This is a genomic window from Arthrobacter sp. AOP36-C1-22 (genome assembly GCF_052377515.1).
Taxonomy (GTDB): Bacteria; Actinomycetota; Actinomycetes; order Actinomycetales; family Micrococcaceae; genus Arthrobacter_H.
Genome location: NZ_JBQSWW010000021.1, coordinates 13,890 through 28,238, shown reverse-complemented (window position 1 = coordinate 28,238; position 14,349 = coordinate 13,890). Strand labels below are relative to the sequence as shown.

10 protein-coding genes are annotated in these 14,349 nt (G+C 68.2%); 6 read left to right on the top strand and 4 right to left on the bottom strand.

All coding sequences use genetic code 11. The features are described 5' to 3' along the window. Positions 1-80: 80 nt before the first annotated feature. Positions 81-902, bottom strand: coding sequence for a ParA family protein (locus ACT3S6_RS11815; protein ID WP_444555150.1), 822 nt, complete (start codon positions 900-902; stop codon positions 81-83). A 262-nt stretch (positions 903-1,164) separates the two neighbouring features. Here ACT3S6_RS11815 and ACT3S6_RS11810 point away from each other — a divergent pair, with 262 nt between their 5' ends. From ACT3S6_RS11810 to ACT3S6_RS11800, 3 genes are all read left to right on the top strand, one after another. Then, on the top strand, positions 1,165-4,611 hold the full coding sequence (locus ACT3S6_RS11810; RefSeq protein WP_444555118.1) for a pyruvate carboxylase: 3,447 nt from the start codon (positions 1,165-1,167) through the stop codon (positions 4,609-4,611). 114 nt (positions 4,612-4,725) lie between these two features. Further along, positions 4,726-6,066, top strand: coding sequence for a MinD/ParA family ATP-binding protein (locus tag ACT3S6_RS11805; protein ID WP_444555117.1), 1,341 nt, complete (start codon positions 4,726-4,728; stop codon positions 6,064-6,066). Between the two features lie 5 nt (positions 6,067-6,071). Beyond that, positions 6,072-7,493, top strand: coding sequence for a mycothione reductase (locus ACT3S6_RS11800; protein WP_444555116.1), 1,422 nt, complete (start codon positions 6,072-6,074; stop codon positions 7,491-7,493). 73 nt (positions 7,494-7,566) lie between these two features. Here ACT3S6_RS11800 and ACT3S6_RS11795 read toward each other — a convergent pair whose 3' ends face one another. Next, the gene (locus ACT3S6_RS11795; RefSeq protein WP_444555115.1) at positions 7,567-9,378 is read right to left on the bottom strand and encodes an AMP-dependent synthetase/ligase; all 1,812 of its coding nucleotides are present in this window, start codon (positions 9,376-9,378) and stop codon (positions 7,567-7,569) included. A gap of 140 nt (positions 9,379-9,518) precedes the next feature. Here ACT3S6_RS11795 and ACT3S6_RS11790 point away from each other — a divergent pair, with 140 nt between their 5' ends. Next, the gene (locus tag ACT3S6_RS11790) at positions 9,519-10,499 is read left to right on the top strand and encodes an ROK family protein (protein ID WP_444555114.1); all 981 of its coding nucleotides are present in this window, start codon (positions 9,519-9,521) and stop codon (positions 10,497-10,499) included. Positions 10,500-10,532: 33 nt separating this feature from the next. On the opposite strand, the gene ACT3S6_RS11785 is transcribed toward ACT3S6_RS11790, so the two are convergent. Both ACT3S6_RS11785 and ACT3S6_RS11780 read right to left on the bottom strand, forming a co-directional pair. Then, positions 10,533-10,988: a hypothetical protein gene (locus tag ACT3S6_RS11785; protein WP_444555113.1), complete on the bottom strand. Its 456-nt coding sequence runs from the start codon at positions 10,986-10,988 to the stop codon at positions 10,533-10,535. Continuing rightward, positions 10,981-11,769 carry an alpha/beta hydrolase gene (locus ACT3S6_RS11780; protein WP_444555112.1) on the bottom strand — a complete coding sequence of 263 codons (789 nt, stop codon included), beginning with the start codon at positions 11,767-11,769 and terminating at the stop codon, positions 10,981-10,983. The genes ACT3S6_RS11785 and ACT3S6_RS11780 overlap by 8 nt, the downstream gene beginning before the upstream one ends. A gap of 124 nt (positions 11,770-11,893) precedes the next feature. Between ACT3S6_RS11780 and ACT3S6_RS11775 the strand changes: the two genes are divergently transcribed. Beyond that, positions 11,894-12,832 (top strand): lysophospholipid acyltransferase family protein, encoded by a 939-nt coding sequence (locus ACT3S6_RS11775; protein WP_444555111.1) that lies wholly within the window; start codon positions 11,894-11,896, stop codon positions 12,830-12,832. A 103-nt stretch (positions 12,833-12,935) separates the two neighbouring features. Next, positions 12,936-14,333: a class II 3-deoxy-7-phosphoheptulonate synthase gene (locus ACT3S6_RS11770; RefSeq protein WP_444555110.1), complete on the top strand. Its 1,398-nt coding sequence runs from the start codon at positions 12,936-12,938 to the stop codon at positions 14,331-14,333. The last annotated feature ends 16 nt before the right edge of the window (positions 14,334-14,349 follow it).

The window sequence follows — 14,349 nt, the reverse complement described above, 5'->3', positions numbered from 1 at the left end:
CGTGGAACCGGTCAACGAGGAACGGCGCGCATCCCCGGGAAGGGGGTGCGCGCCGTTCCTCGTCCGGGGCCGGGAAGCCCCTAGCGCGACGTGGTGGTGCTGTCCGGTCCGGTGCGCAGCCCGGCCAGGAGTTCATCGAAGCGTTCCGCCGACTGGCGGGCGGCGTCGCCGGGCCATTGGTGGACGGGGTAGGCGGCACCCTGGATCTGCTGCCAGTTCGCCTGGTCGGGCAACACGGGGGAGAGCAGTGCATCACCGAACATGGTGCGCATCTCCTCGAGCCGGAAACGCTGCTCGGCCGAGGACTGGCGGACCCGGTTGGCCACCACCCCGGCGGTCTGCAGTCCCGGGACGAACTCGCTGCGGAAGAGTTCCAGGGCCCGCAGGGTGCGTTCGGTGCCGGCGACGGAGAACAGGCTCGGTTCGGCGACGAGGAGCACGTCGTTGCTGGCGGTCCAGGCCATGCGGGTCAGCCCGTTCAACGAGGGCGGGCAGTCGATGAGCACCAGTTCGTACCGTGTCTGGCGCGCGAGCAGCTGTTTCAAGCGGCGCAGATGGCGCAACCGCAGGTCGGGACGGTCGTAGATGCCGCTGAAGGCCCCGCCGACGGCCACGTCGAGCACGGCCGGCCCGGTCTTGCCGGAGGACGCCGGGGCCCTGCCGGTCCACGGGCTGGGGACCGCTGCGGCGGTGATGTCGCCACGGCGGGCGTTCTTCAGCAGGTGTCCGATGTCGTTGTCACCGTTGGGTTCCACGCCCAGGCCGGTACTGGCATCGGCATGTGGGTCGAGGTCCACCACCAGGGTCGGGATACCGGCGGCCAGCGCCGCCGACGCCAAACCGAGGGTGACCGACGTCTTGCCAACGCCACCCTTGAGACTGCTGATGCTCACGACCTGCACGGAACGGACCACGACCTTACTGTTTTTTTACGCTGATTCGGCTCCCAACCATCATAGGGTGGCCCCGCCGTTCGGCGCCTCCCCCTGCCACGGTGTGGCTCAGGTCATGAAGAAATAGAGTTTTAGCTGTGTGATGGCCCACTGTAAGGTGAGCGCAGGCTTGAATCTACGCTTCGCGCCTGACGCACGGAGGCAAAACCCCCCGAGACCCGGGGAGACCGTTGCGTTCGTCCTGTCCGAACAGACACCATGCAGGAGAACCATGTTTTCAAAGGTTTTGGTAGCCAACCGCGGCGAAATCGCGATTCGCGCATTCCGTGCCGGCTACGAATTGGGAGCCAAGACGGTTGCCGTCTTCCCCTACGAGGACCGCGGATCCATCCACCGCCAGAAGGCCGACGAGGCCTACCAGATCGGCGAGGAGGGCCACCCGGTCCGCGCCTACCTGGACGTGGAGGAAGTCATCCGCGTCGCCAAGGACTCCGGGGCGGACGCGATCTACCCGGGCTACGGGTTCCTCTCGGAGAACCCCGATCTCGCCCGTGCCGCCGAGGAAGCCGGCATCACCTTCGTGGGGCCCCCGGCCGATGTCCTGGAACTGGCAGGAAACAAGGTCCAGGCGCTGAAGGCCGCCAAGGCGGCAGGAATTCCGACGCTGGCCTCCTCCGAGCCCAGCGACGACGCCGAATGGCTGATCGGCGAGGCCGATAAGATCGGCTTCCCCATCTTCGTCAAGGCGGTGGCCGGCGGTGGCGGTCGCGGCATGCGCCGTGTGGATACCCGGGAGGATCTTCCCGAGGCCCTGGACGCCGCCATGCGCGAAGCGGCCACCGCCTTCGGGGATCCGACCATGTTCCTGGAGATGGCCGTGCTGCGCCCGCGTCATATCGAGGTCCAGGTCCTCGCCGATGCCCACGGGGACGTGGTGCACCTCTTCGAACGGGATTGCTCGCTGCAGCGCCGCCACCAGAAGGTCGTGGAGATCGCCCCGGCGCCGAACCTGGACGAGGGCATCCGCCAGGCCCTCTACGCCGATGCCGTGAAGTTCGCCAAGGCCCTGAACTACCAGAACGCCGGAACCGTCGAGTTCCTGGTGGACACGGTGGGGGAGCGGGCCGGCGAGCACGTGTTCATCGAGATGAACCCGCGGATCCAGGTCGAGCACACGGTCACCGAGGAGATCACCGATATCGACCTGGTCTCCGCCCAGATGCGCATCGCGGCCGGGGCCTCGCTGACGGATCTGGACATCCGCCAGGACCAGCTGCATATCCGTGGTGCCGCCCTGCAATGCCGCATCACCACCGAGGACCCCGCCAACGGGTTCCGCCCGGATGTGGGCACCATCACCGTCTACCGGTCCGCCGGCGGCTCGGGGGTCCGGCTGGACGGAGGCACCATCTACACCGGTGCCGTGGTCTCACCGCACTTCGACTCCATGCTGGTCAAGCTGACCTGTCGCGGCCGGGACTACGAGGCCGCCGTACGCCGGGCCCGCCGCGCGCTGGCCGAATTCCGGATCCGTGGGGTGGCCACGAACATCCCGTTCCTGATGAACGTGCTCGATGACCCGCAGTTCATCGCCGGGGACGTCGCCACCGACTTCATCGATTCGCGCCCCGATCTGCTCGAGGGCAACCGCAGCCAGGACCGTGGCACCAAGGCATTGTCCTTCCTGGCCGATGTGACCGTGAACCAGCCCAACGGCCCGCGCCGTGAGGGCCTGGACCCGCGGCAGAAGCTGCCGTACTACCCGGGGGACAAATCCGACCAGCCGATGCGCAGCCCCTTCGACGGCCCCTCGGAGCACGAGCCCGCCGCCGGCTGGCGCCAGGTCCTTCTCGAACGCGGGCCCGAGGGCTTCGCCGCCGAACTGCGCTCGCGCACCGAACTGGCGGTCACCGACACCACCTTCCGGGACGCCCACCAGTCGTTGCTGGCCACCCGGGTCCGCACCCGTGACCTGATTGCCGCGGCCCCGGCCTACGCCCATACGCTGCCGCAGCTGTTCTCCATGGAGGTCTGGGGCGGGGCCACCTACGATGTCTCGCTGCGCTTCCTGGGCGAGGACCCGTGGAAGCGGCTGGAACTGCTGCGCGCCGAGCTGCCGAACATCCCGTTGCAGATGCTCCTGCGTGGTCGCAACACCGTGGGATACACCCCGTACCCCACCGAGGTGACCGATGTCTTCGTCCAGGAGGCCGCCGCAGCCGGGATCGACATCTTCCGGATCTTCGACGCCCTCAACGACGTCTCGCAGATGGCCCCGGCCATCAAGGCGGTCCGCGAGACCGGGACCGCGGTCGCCGAGGTGGCGCTGTGCTACACCGGGAACCTGCTCGATCCCGAGGAGAAGCTCTACACGCTGGACTACTACCTGGATCTGGCCCAGCAGATCGTCGACGCCGGAGCCCACATCCTGGCGATCAAGGACATGGCCGGGTTGCTGCGACCGGCGGCCGCCGCACAGCTGGTCACGGCGTTGCGCGAACGCTTCGACCTGCCGGTGCACCTGCACACCCACGACACCGCAGGTGGCCAGCTGGCCACGCTCATGGCGGCCTCCAACGCCGGGGTCGACGCGGTCGACGTCGCGGTGGCCTCCATGGCCGGGACCACGTCCCAGCCCTCGGAATCGGCGTTGGTCGCCGCCCTGGCCAACACCGACCGCGATACCGGGATCCCGCTTGAGGCGGCGGCCTCGCTGGAACCCTACTGGGAAGCCGTGCGCTCGATGTACGGGCCGTTCGAATCGGGGCTGCCCGGTCCGACGGGCCGGGTCTACCGCCACGAGATCCCCGGCGGCCAGCTCTCGAACCTGCGCCAGCAGGCCAAGGCGCTGGGGCTGGCCGAGCGTTTCGAGGACATCGAGGAGATGTACACCGCGGCCAATGCGATCCTGGGCCGGTTGGTGAAGGTCACCCCGTCCTCGAAGGTCGTCGGTGACCTGGCCCTGCATCTGGTGGGCATGAACGTGGACCCGAAGGAATTCGAGGCCAACCCGCAGGAATTCGACATCCCCGATTCGGTGATCCAGTTCCTCTCCGGCGAACTCGGGGATCCGCCCGGTGGATGGCCCGAGCCCTTCAGGACCAAGGCCCTGCAGGGACGCAACGTCAAGGTCCGGGTCGAGGAGCTCGAGCCCGAGGACCAGGAGGGCCTGGCCGGGGATTCGTCGACCCGCCGCCAGACGCTGAACCGGCTCTTGTTCGCCGGGCCGACCCGTGACTTCGAGAAGCTGCGGGCCGAATACGGCGACGTGTCGCTGCTGCACACCCGGGACTACCTCTACGGGCTGGTCCAGCACGCCGAACACGTGATCTCCCTGGGCAAGGGGGTGCGCCTGCTGGTGACCCTGCAGGCGATCTCCGAACCCGACGAGAAGGGCATGCGCACCCTGATGTGCACCCTGAACGGGCAGATGCGCCAGATCACGGTTCGCGACGACAACGTCGAATCCACGGTCAAGGCCGCGGAGAAGGCGGATCAGTCGAATCCGGGCCACGTGGCAGCACCCTTCGCCGGTGCGGTCACCGCAGCCGTCGAGGTCGGCGACACCGTCCCCGCCGGCGGCACCATCGCCACGATCGAGGCCATGAAGATGGAAGCAGCGATCACCTCGCCCGCCGGTGGCCGGGTGAGCCGTATCGCCATCGAAGGCACGGCCCAGGTCCAGGGCGGGGACCTCCTGGTGGTTCTGGAGGCCTAGGGCCGCCGTACCACCGCAGGACGGGACGTCCACCGACGACACGGTGGGCGTCCCGTCGGTGCGTTAGGGTGATGGCTGACGTTCCTACAGCCAGTACTTTCCGCAGAGGATGCCATGACCCAGCCGCACCAGAACCACGACGACGACGAAGCCCCGGAGACCCCGGAACCGGCTCCGCACGACGAAGTGGACCCGTCGGAGCCCAGAACCGACACCCCGGAGGAGGACCTCGGCGAGGACCTCAAATCCGCGGGGGCCGGCCATGGGGCCGCCGACCTGCCGGACCTCTCCGATTGGCAGCCGGTGGACCAGAACGAGGCAACGGCCGCGGATCCCTCCGATCCGCGCCCGCTGGCCCAGGGCATGGTCATCCCTGCAGCACCGACCGACCAGCAGGACCCCGGGGCCGGCACCGCCGGTCCGGTCGGGGGAACCCCGGGCCCCGGCCCGGCCACAGCCACCGCCACCGCCTCCGCCGGCGTCGGGGCGGGAACCACCGCCGGAGCCGGCGCGGCCCCGCAGCCCAAGGCCCCCGAAAGTGCTTCGCAGCTGACGCCCGACCGGCTGCTCGAACCCCGGGACCGCGAACCCGTGGGCGGATGGCGTCGCCTGTTGTTCCGGGCCTCCTTAGGCCGGGTCAACGTCGGGGATTCGGACGCCGTGCGGATCCGCCGGCAGATGCAACACCGGATTTCGGCCCCCTTGCCCGGAACCACCCGCTACGTCCCCGTCCTGTCCCGGAAGGGAGGAGTCGGCAAGACCACGGTGACCACCCTGCTGGGCATGGCCCTGGCGCAGATCCGGGAGGACCGGGTCATCGCCCTGGACGCCAACCCCGACCGCGGGACGCTCAGCGACCGCTCGCCGGGCAAATCGGAGTTCACCGCCCGGAACCTGGTCCAACACCGTTTCAGCGTGGACACCTTCGCCAAGCTCTCCTCCTATGCCGCACGGGAAGGATCACGTCTGCACGTGCTGGCCTCGGACACCGACCCGCGGGTGGCCGAGGCGTTCGACGACGCCGACTACCGTGCCGTCACCGAGCTGCTTTCGAAGTACTACTCCATCGTGCTCACCGATTCCGGGACCGGGATGGTCCATACGGTCATGAAGGGCACCCTGGAGAAGGCCGATGCCGTCGTCCTGGTCTCCGGGGCCAGTGTCGACGAAGCCCGGTTGGCCTCCGAGACACTGTCCTGGCTGGAGGCCCACGGGCGCACCGAGCTGGCGAAGAATGCGATCGTGGTCATCAACCAGTCCTCCGGAACCGGTCGCGGGGTGAACGTCGAGGAGATCGAATCGCATTTCCGCTCGCGCGTCGCCACGGTCGTTCGGCTGCCGCATGATCCGCATCTGGCCGAAGGGTCCCGGGTCTCCCTGGACCGGCTCAAACCGGGCACCCGCGACGCCGTGATGGAGCTCGCGGCGTTGGTCGTGGACGAACTGAAGGGCTGAATCACTTGACGCATTATGACCTGGCCATCGTCGGATCCGGATCCGGCAATTCACTGATCACCGGTTTCTGGGACGATAAGAAGGTCGCCATGATCGACGCCGGGACCTTCGGCGGGACCTGCCTGAACGTGGGGTGCATCCCCACGAAGATGTTCGTCTACCCGGCCACCCTGGCCGCCTCCCCCCGGGAAGCGGCCCGTCTCGGGGTCGACTTGGAACACCGTGGAACCGACTGGCCGGGGATCCGGGACAGGATCTTCGGGCGGATCGATGCGATTTCGGCCGACGGTCTGCGCTACCGGGACCAGGAGCTCGAGAACGTCGACGTCTACACCGAGAGCGTCCGGCTGCGTGACCCGCGGACGCTGGTCACCGAATCCGGGCAGGTCATCACCGCCGACCAGATTGTTTTGGCCTCCGGCTCCCGGGCCGTGCTGCCCGAGGTCCCCGGTGTGGAGCTGCCCCAGGTCCACACCTCGGATACCGTGATGCGCCTGGACGCGCTGCCGGAACGGGTGCTGATCGTCGGTGGCGGCTTCATCGCCGCCGAGTTCGCCCACGTCTTCCATGGCCTGGGCTCCCAGGTCATCCAAGCGAACCGTTCCGCGGCCCTGCTGCGCCATCACGACCAGGAGATCTCCCGCCGGTTCACGCAGTCCGCCGCCCGACGCTGGACCCTGAAGCTGGACCATGCCCTCAGTGCCGTCACCGAGAACGACGACGGAACCGTCACCGGGCACTTCGAGACCGCTGAAGGGCCCGTGGAAGTGGTCGCCGACGTCGTGCTGATGGCCACCGGCCGGGTGCCGAACTCGGACCGGATCGGGGCCGAAGCCGCCGGATTGGACCTGGAACATGACGGCCGGTTGGCGGTGGACGGGTTCCAGCGGGTGCTCTCCGGGGGTCAGGCGCTACCCGGGTGCTATGCCCTGGGCGATGCCTCCAACGAACAGCAGCTCAAACATGTCGCCAACCGCGAAGCCCGGGTGGTGGCGCATAACCTCGAACACCCCGGGCAGCTGCGCTCCACCGACCGGTCCTTCGTCCCGGCAGCGGTCTTCACCGATCCGCAGATCGCCTCGGTGGGACTGACCGGCGAACAGGCCACGGCCCGGGCGCAGGACCCCGAGGACGTCGTCACCGTCGTGCAGGATTATGGCTCCACGGCCTACGGATGGGCGATGGAGGACCAGGAAGGCATCCTCAAGCTGGTGGCCTCCCGGTCGACCGGCTTGTTGCTGGGGGCCCATGTGATGGGACACGAGGCCTCGATCCTCATCCAGCCGCTCATCCAGGCCATGGCCACCGGGCTCGGGGTCGTCGAGATGGCCCGGCGCCCCTACTGGATCCACCCGGCGTTGACCGAGGTCGTGGAGAATGCGTTGCTGGGCCTTGAGCTGCCCGCCGGGGAGGACGCACCGCTGTAGCGGAGCCGCACCGCAGCACACAAAAAGGCCGGGCCACGCACTGTGCGTGGCCCGGCCTGTTGTCTACCGGGGCTCAGGACGGCTTCTTGGCCGTGTAGATCTCCTCGACGACCGTTTCGAAGTCCTTGAGCACCTGGGCGCGCTTGACCTTCAACGACGGGGTCAGGTGGCCGGAGGCCTCGGAGAAGTCCGTGGGGACGATGCGGAAGGCCTTGATGGCCTCGGCGTGGGAAACCGTCTGGTTGGCCTTGTCGATGACGGCCTGGACGCTTTGACGGACCTTGGGGTGCTCGGCGGCCTGCTCCACGGTCAGCGATCCGAGCTGGTGACGGCCCAACCACCCGGGCAGGGCCTCCTCGTCGAGGGTGACCAGGGCGGAGATGAACGGGCGGTTGTCCCCGACCACCAGGGCCTGGGAGACGAGGGCATCGGCGCGGATCTGGTCCTCCAGCAAGCCGGGGATGACGTTCTTCCCGCTGGCGGTCACGAGGATTTCCTTCTTGCGCCCGGTGATCTTCAGGAACCCGTCTGAATCGAGCTCGCCGATGTCGCCGGTGCGGAACCAGTCGTCGTCGAACGCCTCCGTGCGCAGATCCGGTCGGTTGTGGTATCCGGCCATGAGGCAGACGCCCCGGGTGAGGATCTCGCCGTCGTCGGCGATCTTCACGGCGTTGCCCGGCAGCGGCCTGCCAACGGTGCCGATCTTCAGCTTGCTCGGGGTGTTCACGGTGATCGGGGCGGTGGTCTCGGTGAGGCCGTAGCCTTCGAGGATCATCAGCCCGGCACCGTTGAAGAAGTGCCCGAGGCGTTCGCCCAGCGGGCCACCGCCGGACACCGCATACTGGATGCGCCCGCCCATGGCCTCGCGGATCTTCGAGAAGACGAGCTTGTCGAACAGGCCGTGGCGCAGCTTCAAGGCCAGCGGCACCGAGCCCTCGCCCTGGGCGCGGGAGAACTGGACGGCGGTCTTCGCCGCTGCGTGGAAGATCCTGGCCTTGACGTTGCTGGCATCCTCGGCCTTGAGCATCGAGGAGTTGTAGACCTTCTCGAAGACCCGTGGAACGGCCAGGATGAACGTGGGCTTGAAGCCTTGCAGATCCGGGAGCAGGTTCTTGATGTCGGGGGTGTGGGCGACCTTGGCGCCGCCGGCGACGGCCAGGACCGAGATGAAGCGGGCGAACACATGGGCCAGGGGCAGGAACATGATGGTCGAGGACCCCTCATGAACACATTCGGGCAGGGCTTCCTGGGCGTTGCGGGACAGTTCCACGAAGTTCAGGTGGGTCAGCTCGCAGCCTTTGGGGCGTCCGGTGGTGCCCGAGGTGTAGATGATCGTTGCCACGGTCTCGAGTCCCATGGAGGAGCGACGTGCCTCCAGTTCCTCGTCGCTGACCCCGGTTCCGGCCGAGCGCAGGACGTCGAGTCCATCGCCGTCCATCTGCCAGATGTGTCCGATGTCCTCGAGCTGCTCCTGGATGGAGGCCTGGCGGATCACGTTCTCGTGGTTCGGTGATTCCACGATGGCCGCTGCGGCCCCGCAGTCACCCAGGATCCAGGCGACCTGGCTGGGGGAGGAGGTCTCGTAGACCGGCACGGAGATGCATCCGGCGAACCAGATCGCGAAGTCGACCAGGGTCCATTCGTAGCGGGTCCGGGACATGATGCCGATCCGGGAGCCCTTTTCGAGCCCCGCGGCGATCAGGCCCTTGGCCAAGGCGCTGGCATCGTCCCTGAACTCCCGGGCCGAGACATCGATCCATCCGCCGTGACCGTCGGGCCGCGAGAACAGCATCGGGTTGGTCCCATTCGCTTTTTCCAGCACGAAATCCGTGGTGTTGGACGTCGCGGGGCTGACCACGAGCGGGGGTACGCTGAACTCTCGCACGATGTGCTCCTCTACTTCAGTAGGCTATTCAGATTGGACATCTGACGATGGGGATCGTCATCCAAGCATAGTGTGTTGCATCACTAACCTACTCGCTAGTAACTTATGGTGCCAACATCGGGCCAGGGAAGGGCATCGCCATGGGTACGGCACCGGCAGCGGACCAGGCCATCGGGCTGGACATCGGCGGCACGAAGATCGCCGGTGGCGTGGTCGACGGGGCGGGGAACCTCCTGCACCGCGACCGGCGTTCGACCCCCGGATCGAGCCCCCAGGACGTCGAACTGGCAGTGCTGGACCTGGTGGCCGGCCTCCGCCGCTTCGCCCCCCGGGCCCCGATCGGCGTCGGGGCAGCCGGCTGGATGAATCCCGAGACGGGCACCGTGCTCTTCAGCCCGCATCTGGCCTGGCGCAACGAACCCCTGCGCGACCGGCTGGCCACCGTGCTCGGCGGGACGGTCTGCGTGGTCAACGACGCCGACGCGGCCGGCTGGGCGGAATATCGTTTCGGGGCCGGGCAGGGTGAACCGAACCTGGTGTGCCTGACCCTGGGCACCGGGATCGGCGGTGCGCTGGTCGCCGGGGGACGGCTGCGCCGGGGCCGGTTCGGGTTGGCCGGGGAATTCGGCCACCAGGTCATCCAACCCGGAGGCCACCGCTGCGAATGCGGGAACCGCGGTTGCTGGGAACAATATGCCTCCGGCAACGCCCTGGGGCGTGAAGGCCGTGAAATAGCCCGGGCCAACTCGCCGGTGGCCCACACGCTGCTGGACGCCGTGGAAGGGGACGTGGAGGCCATCAACGGGTCGTTGGTGACCGAGCTGGCAGCGGCCGGGGATCCTGCCTGCCAGGAGCTGATCATCGATGCCGGCCAGTGGCTGGGGCTGGGCCTGGCCAATCTGGCCGCCGCCTTGGATCCGGGGACCTTCGTCATCGGTGGGGGGCTGGGATCTGCCTCCACCCGGTTGCTCGAGGAAGCCGAGACATCGTACCGGAAGAACCTCACCGGACGGGGCTACCGGCCGTTCGCCGGCATCCGGCAGGCGGGGCTGGGGGCCGACGCCGGGCTGATCGGAGCCGCCGACCTCGCCCGGCAGGAAGCCGCCCCGAGCCGAGGGTGACGACCGCGGGGCCGTGCCGTCCCCGGGCAGGGGTCAGACCCTGGCGCCGTTATCGCCGTCCTGCCGGTGGCGCGGGAGCCTGAAGGCCAGATAACCGGCGGCGGCCACGAAAGCCACGCACAGGGTCAGCCAGACGCCCATCGGCGCCGAACGCCACAGGATGGCCAGAAGCAACAGGGCGATCGGTGCTCCGGCGGCACAGGTCCAGGCCAGCACGGTCAGCGGATTGCCCGAGCCCAGGGCCGGAGGATCTTCCGGGGTCCAATCCTCCTCGGGCTCCTCGAGCAGTTCGTAGTCCCGCGGCCCACCGGCCGGGCGGAGCAGGGGAACCGGCTCGTCGAGGGGATCCGGGGTCGGGCCCGGTGGATCGGCGGCCTCGGCTTCCGGATCGACATCCATCCCGACGTCGTCGAGCCGGCTGACCAGATCCTGCCAGGCGGCCTCGTCGGCGGCCCGGTCCCGGGGGGAGCGGGCGTTGTCATCAGCCATGGGCATGACCTCCCAACGCGTCGAAGAAGGCGAGCGAGCCCTCGAAGATCGCTGCGGCGTCGTAATCAAGGGTCGCCACGTGCAGGCTGCGTTCCAGATACCTCAATTGCAGCCGCGGCACCCCGGAAGGGTGCATGCCGACCAGCTCGCGCCGCAGCAGATCCAACCCCGGTTCGGAGACCACATGGTCCACCACCGAGCGGAAGACGAACACCGGGGCCTGGATCGCTTCCAGATTCTTCCGGGTGGTGCGGATGAGCCGACGCAGCTCGTGCACCGCGGCCACCGGGGTCCGTGGGTAGGCCCCCTCGTCCTGGCCGGGGCGGGCGATGTCGTTGGCGATGGCCGGCACCGAGGGGACGAACCGTTTCAGGATCCCGGCCAGGGCCGCGGTGCGGTCCACCATGCTCAGGGCGGGGTTGACCAGGGCGAGCCCCGCGGGTCGGCGTTCAATGCCCAGATGCAGGGCCAGCGTCCCGCCCATGGACAGTCCGACGACGAAGACCTTGCGGTGGGCGGCGGCCAGGAGATCGAATTCGGCCTCGACGGCCGCCGTCCACGCGGAACGGGGGGTCCGGGCCAGTTCCTGCCAGCTGGTCCCATGCCCGGGCAGCACCGGCAAGGAGACCGTGTAGCCGCCCGCCAGAAGGGCGTCGGCCCAGGGGCGCATGCTGCGCGGGGTGGAGGTGAAACCGTGGATGACCAGGACCGCATCACCGTTGCCGCCGCGGACCCGGAAGCCTTCAGCCGCGTCGGAGGGGGCCGTTGCCGAGAATTCCATAGCGCTCCCAAGCAGGCCGGGGATCGTGCCCCGGGGTGGATATGTGCCTAGAGTAGAGCGTAACCGACATGGGGTCCGTGCGAGGCGGGCGCCCGACGACCTGCCCGGCGGAAGGCTCCCACACGTGTTTTATTGGATCATGAAGCGGCTGCTCATTGCACCGCTGACCAACCTGCTGTTCCGGCCGTGGGTCAAGGGCATGGACAACATCCCTGCCGAAGGTGGCGCGATCCTGGCCAGCAACCATCTCTCGGTCTCCGACTCGATCTTCCTGCCCGTGGCGGTGGACCGTCCGGTCGTCTTCCTGGCCAAAATGGAATATTTCACCGGCAAGGGCATCAAGGGCAAGCTCACTGCCTTGTTCTTCCGCCTCTCCAACCAGCTGCCGATGGATCGTTCCGGGGGTGCCGCCTCGGCGAACTCGCTGGGGGCGGGGGAGCAGGCCCTGCTGGACGGGAACCTGTTGGGCATCTACCCGGAGGGCACCCGCAGCCCCGACGGGCGCCTCTACCGGGGCAAGGTCGGGGTTGCCAAGCTGGCCCTGGCCACCGGCGTCCCGGTCATCCCGGTCGCCATGATCGGCACCGACAAGGTCCAGCCGATCGGCAAGACGGTACCGAACATCCGACGGGTCGGGCTGATCGTGGGCGAACCACTGGATTTCTCCCGCTACGAGGGGATGGAGGACGACCGCTTCGTCCAGCGCTCGGTCACCGACGAGATCATGTACGCCCTGATGCGCCTCTCCGGCCAGGAATACGTCGACTCCTACGCCGCCTCCGTGAAGGCCAGGATCACTGCCGATCGGCTTGCCGAGCGCAAGGCGGCCCGTGAGGCCCTGGCGGAGAACGCCCGCGCCCAGGTCCGGGCCACGGTGGACGCCGCCAAGAAGGAGGTCGAACACATCCGTACCCCCAAGGACGGGGCGGACGGCGATACCACGGAGGAGCCCCCGGCAGCGGAGCAGACCACGGGGACCGGCCAGGCGGACGACGACGATGCTCCCAGCGACACCGGACTACCCGGGGATCCCGGGAAGAACGGCAACTCCAACCCGGCGTGAGCGGTGGTCGGGCGGCAGTACCGTCCTGCCCCGGATGACCGGCCGAAACGAAACTTTACGCCGCGAATAGGGTGCCGGCCCACGACCCGGATACGCTGGGTTGGTGACTGATTCGACCCAGACTTCCGCCCCGTTCCACCAGCCCATCCCCGGGCCCGCTGCCGATCCCGGCCTCGACGCCTGGCGCGAGCTCCCGATTTCACAGCAGCCCACGTGGTCCGGCCCGGAATATACGAAGGCAGTCGACGAGCTGGCCTCCCTGCCGCCGTTGGTCTTCGCCGGAGAAGTGGACATCCTGCGCGAGCGGCTGGCCGCCGCGGCCCAGGGCCATGCCTTCCTGCTGCAAGGGGGCGATTGCGCCGAGACCTTTGCCGGGGCAACCGCCGACCGCATTAGCGCCCGGGTGAAGACGATCCTGCAGATGTCCGTCGTCCTGACCTATGGCGCCTCGATGCCCGTGGTGAAGATGGGGCGCATGGCCGGGCAGTTCGCCAAGCCGCGCTCCTCGGATTCGGAGACCCGCGAGGGGGTCACCTTGCCGGCGTTCCGCGGTGACATCGTCAACGGGTTCGAGTTCACCCCCGAGTCCCGCCGTCATGACCCGGCCCGGATGGTCAAGGCCTACAACACCTCGGCCGCCACGTTGAACCTCATCCGCGCCTTCACCCAGGGCGGATTTGCCGACCTGCGCAGCGTGCATCATTGGAACAAGGGCTTCCGGGCCAACCCGGCCCACAGCCAGTACGAGTCGCTGGCTGCCGAAATCGACCGCGCGGTGCGGTTCATGGACGCCTGCGGTGCAGACTTCGAAGCACTGAAGACCACCGAGTTCTTTGCCAGCCACGAGGCCCTCCTGTTGGATTACGAACGGGCCTTGACCCGCACGGACTCGCGCACGGGCCAGCCCTACGACACCTCCGGGCACTTCCTCTGGATTGGGGAGCGGACGCGGCAGCTCGACAGCGCCCACGTCGATTTCCTTTCCCGGGTGCGCAACCCGTTGGGGGTCAAGTTGGGCCCGAACACGACGCCCGAGGATGCCCTGGCCCTGGTGGAGAAACTGGACCCGAACCGCGAGCCGGGCCGGCTGACGTTCATCACCCGCATGGGGGCGAAGAATATCCGCGAGAAGCTTCCGGACCTCGTGGAGAAGGTCACCGCCTCCGGGGCCCAGGTCCTCTGGGTCACCGACCCGATGCACGGCAACACGGTGACCAGCGAGAACGGCTACAAGACCCGGAAGTTCGATGACGTCATGGACGAGGTGCGGGGCTTCTTCGATGTCCACAACTCGTTGGGCACCTACGCCGGCGGACTGCATGTGGAGATGACCGGTGACGACGTGGCCGAATGCCTCGGCGGTGCCGACCCGATCCGCGCCGACCAGTTCGACGATCTCTACGAATCCGTCTGCGATCCGCGGTTGAACCACCGGCAGTCCCTGGAGATGGCGTTCCTGGTGGCCGGCGCATTGGCCGAGCGCAAGCCGCGCACCGACTGATCGACCTGAAGCGCCA

Excerpts from the sequence above, each read along its gene's own strand:
- ACT3S6_RS11790 (WP_444555114.1), top strand. The coding sequence starts at position 9,519 with ATGGGTACGGCACCGGCAGCGGACCAGGCCATCGGGCTGGACATCGGC.
- ACT3S6_RS11785 (WP_444555113.1), bottom strand. The coding sequence starts at position 10,988 with ATGGCTGATGACAACGCCCGCTCCCCCCGGGACCGGGCCGCCGACGAG.
- ACT3S6_RS11805 (WP_444555117.1), top strand. The coding sequence starts at position 4,726 with ATGACCCAGCCGCACCAGAACCACGACGACGACGAAGCCCCGGAGACC.
- ACT3S6_RS11810 (WP_444555118.1), top strand. The coding sequence starts at position 1,165 with ATGTTTTCAAAGGTTTTGGTAGCCAACCGCGGCGAAATCGCGATTCGC.
- ACT3S6_RS11780 (WP_444555112.1), bottom strand. The coding sequence starts at position 11,769 with ATGGAATTCTCGGCAACGGCCCCCTCCGACGCGGCTGAAGGCTTCCGG.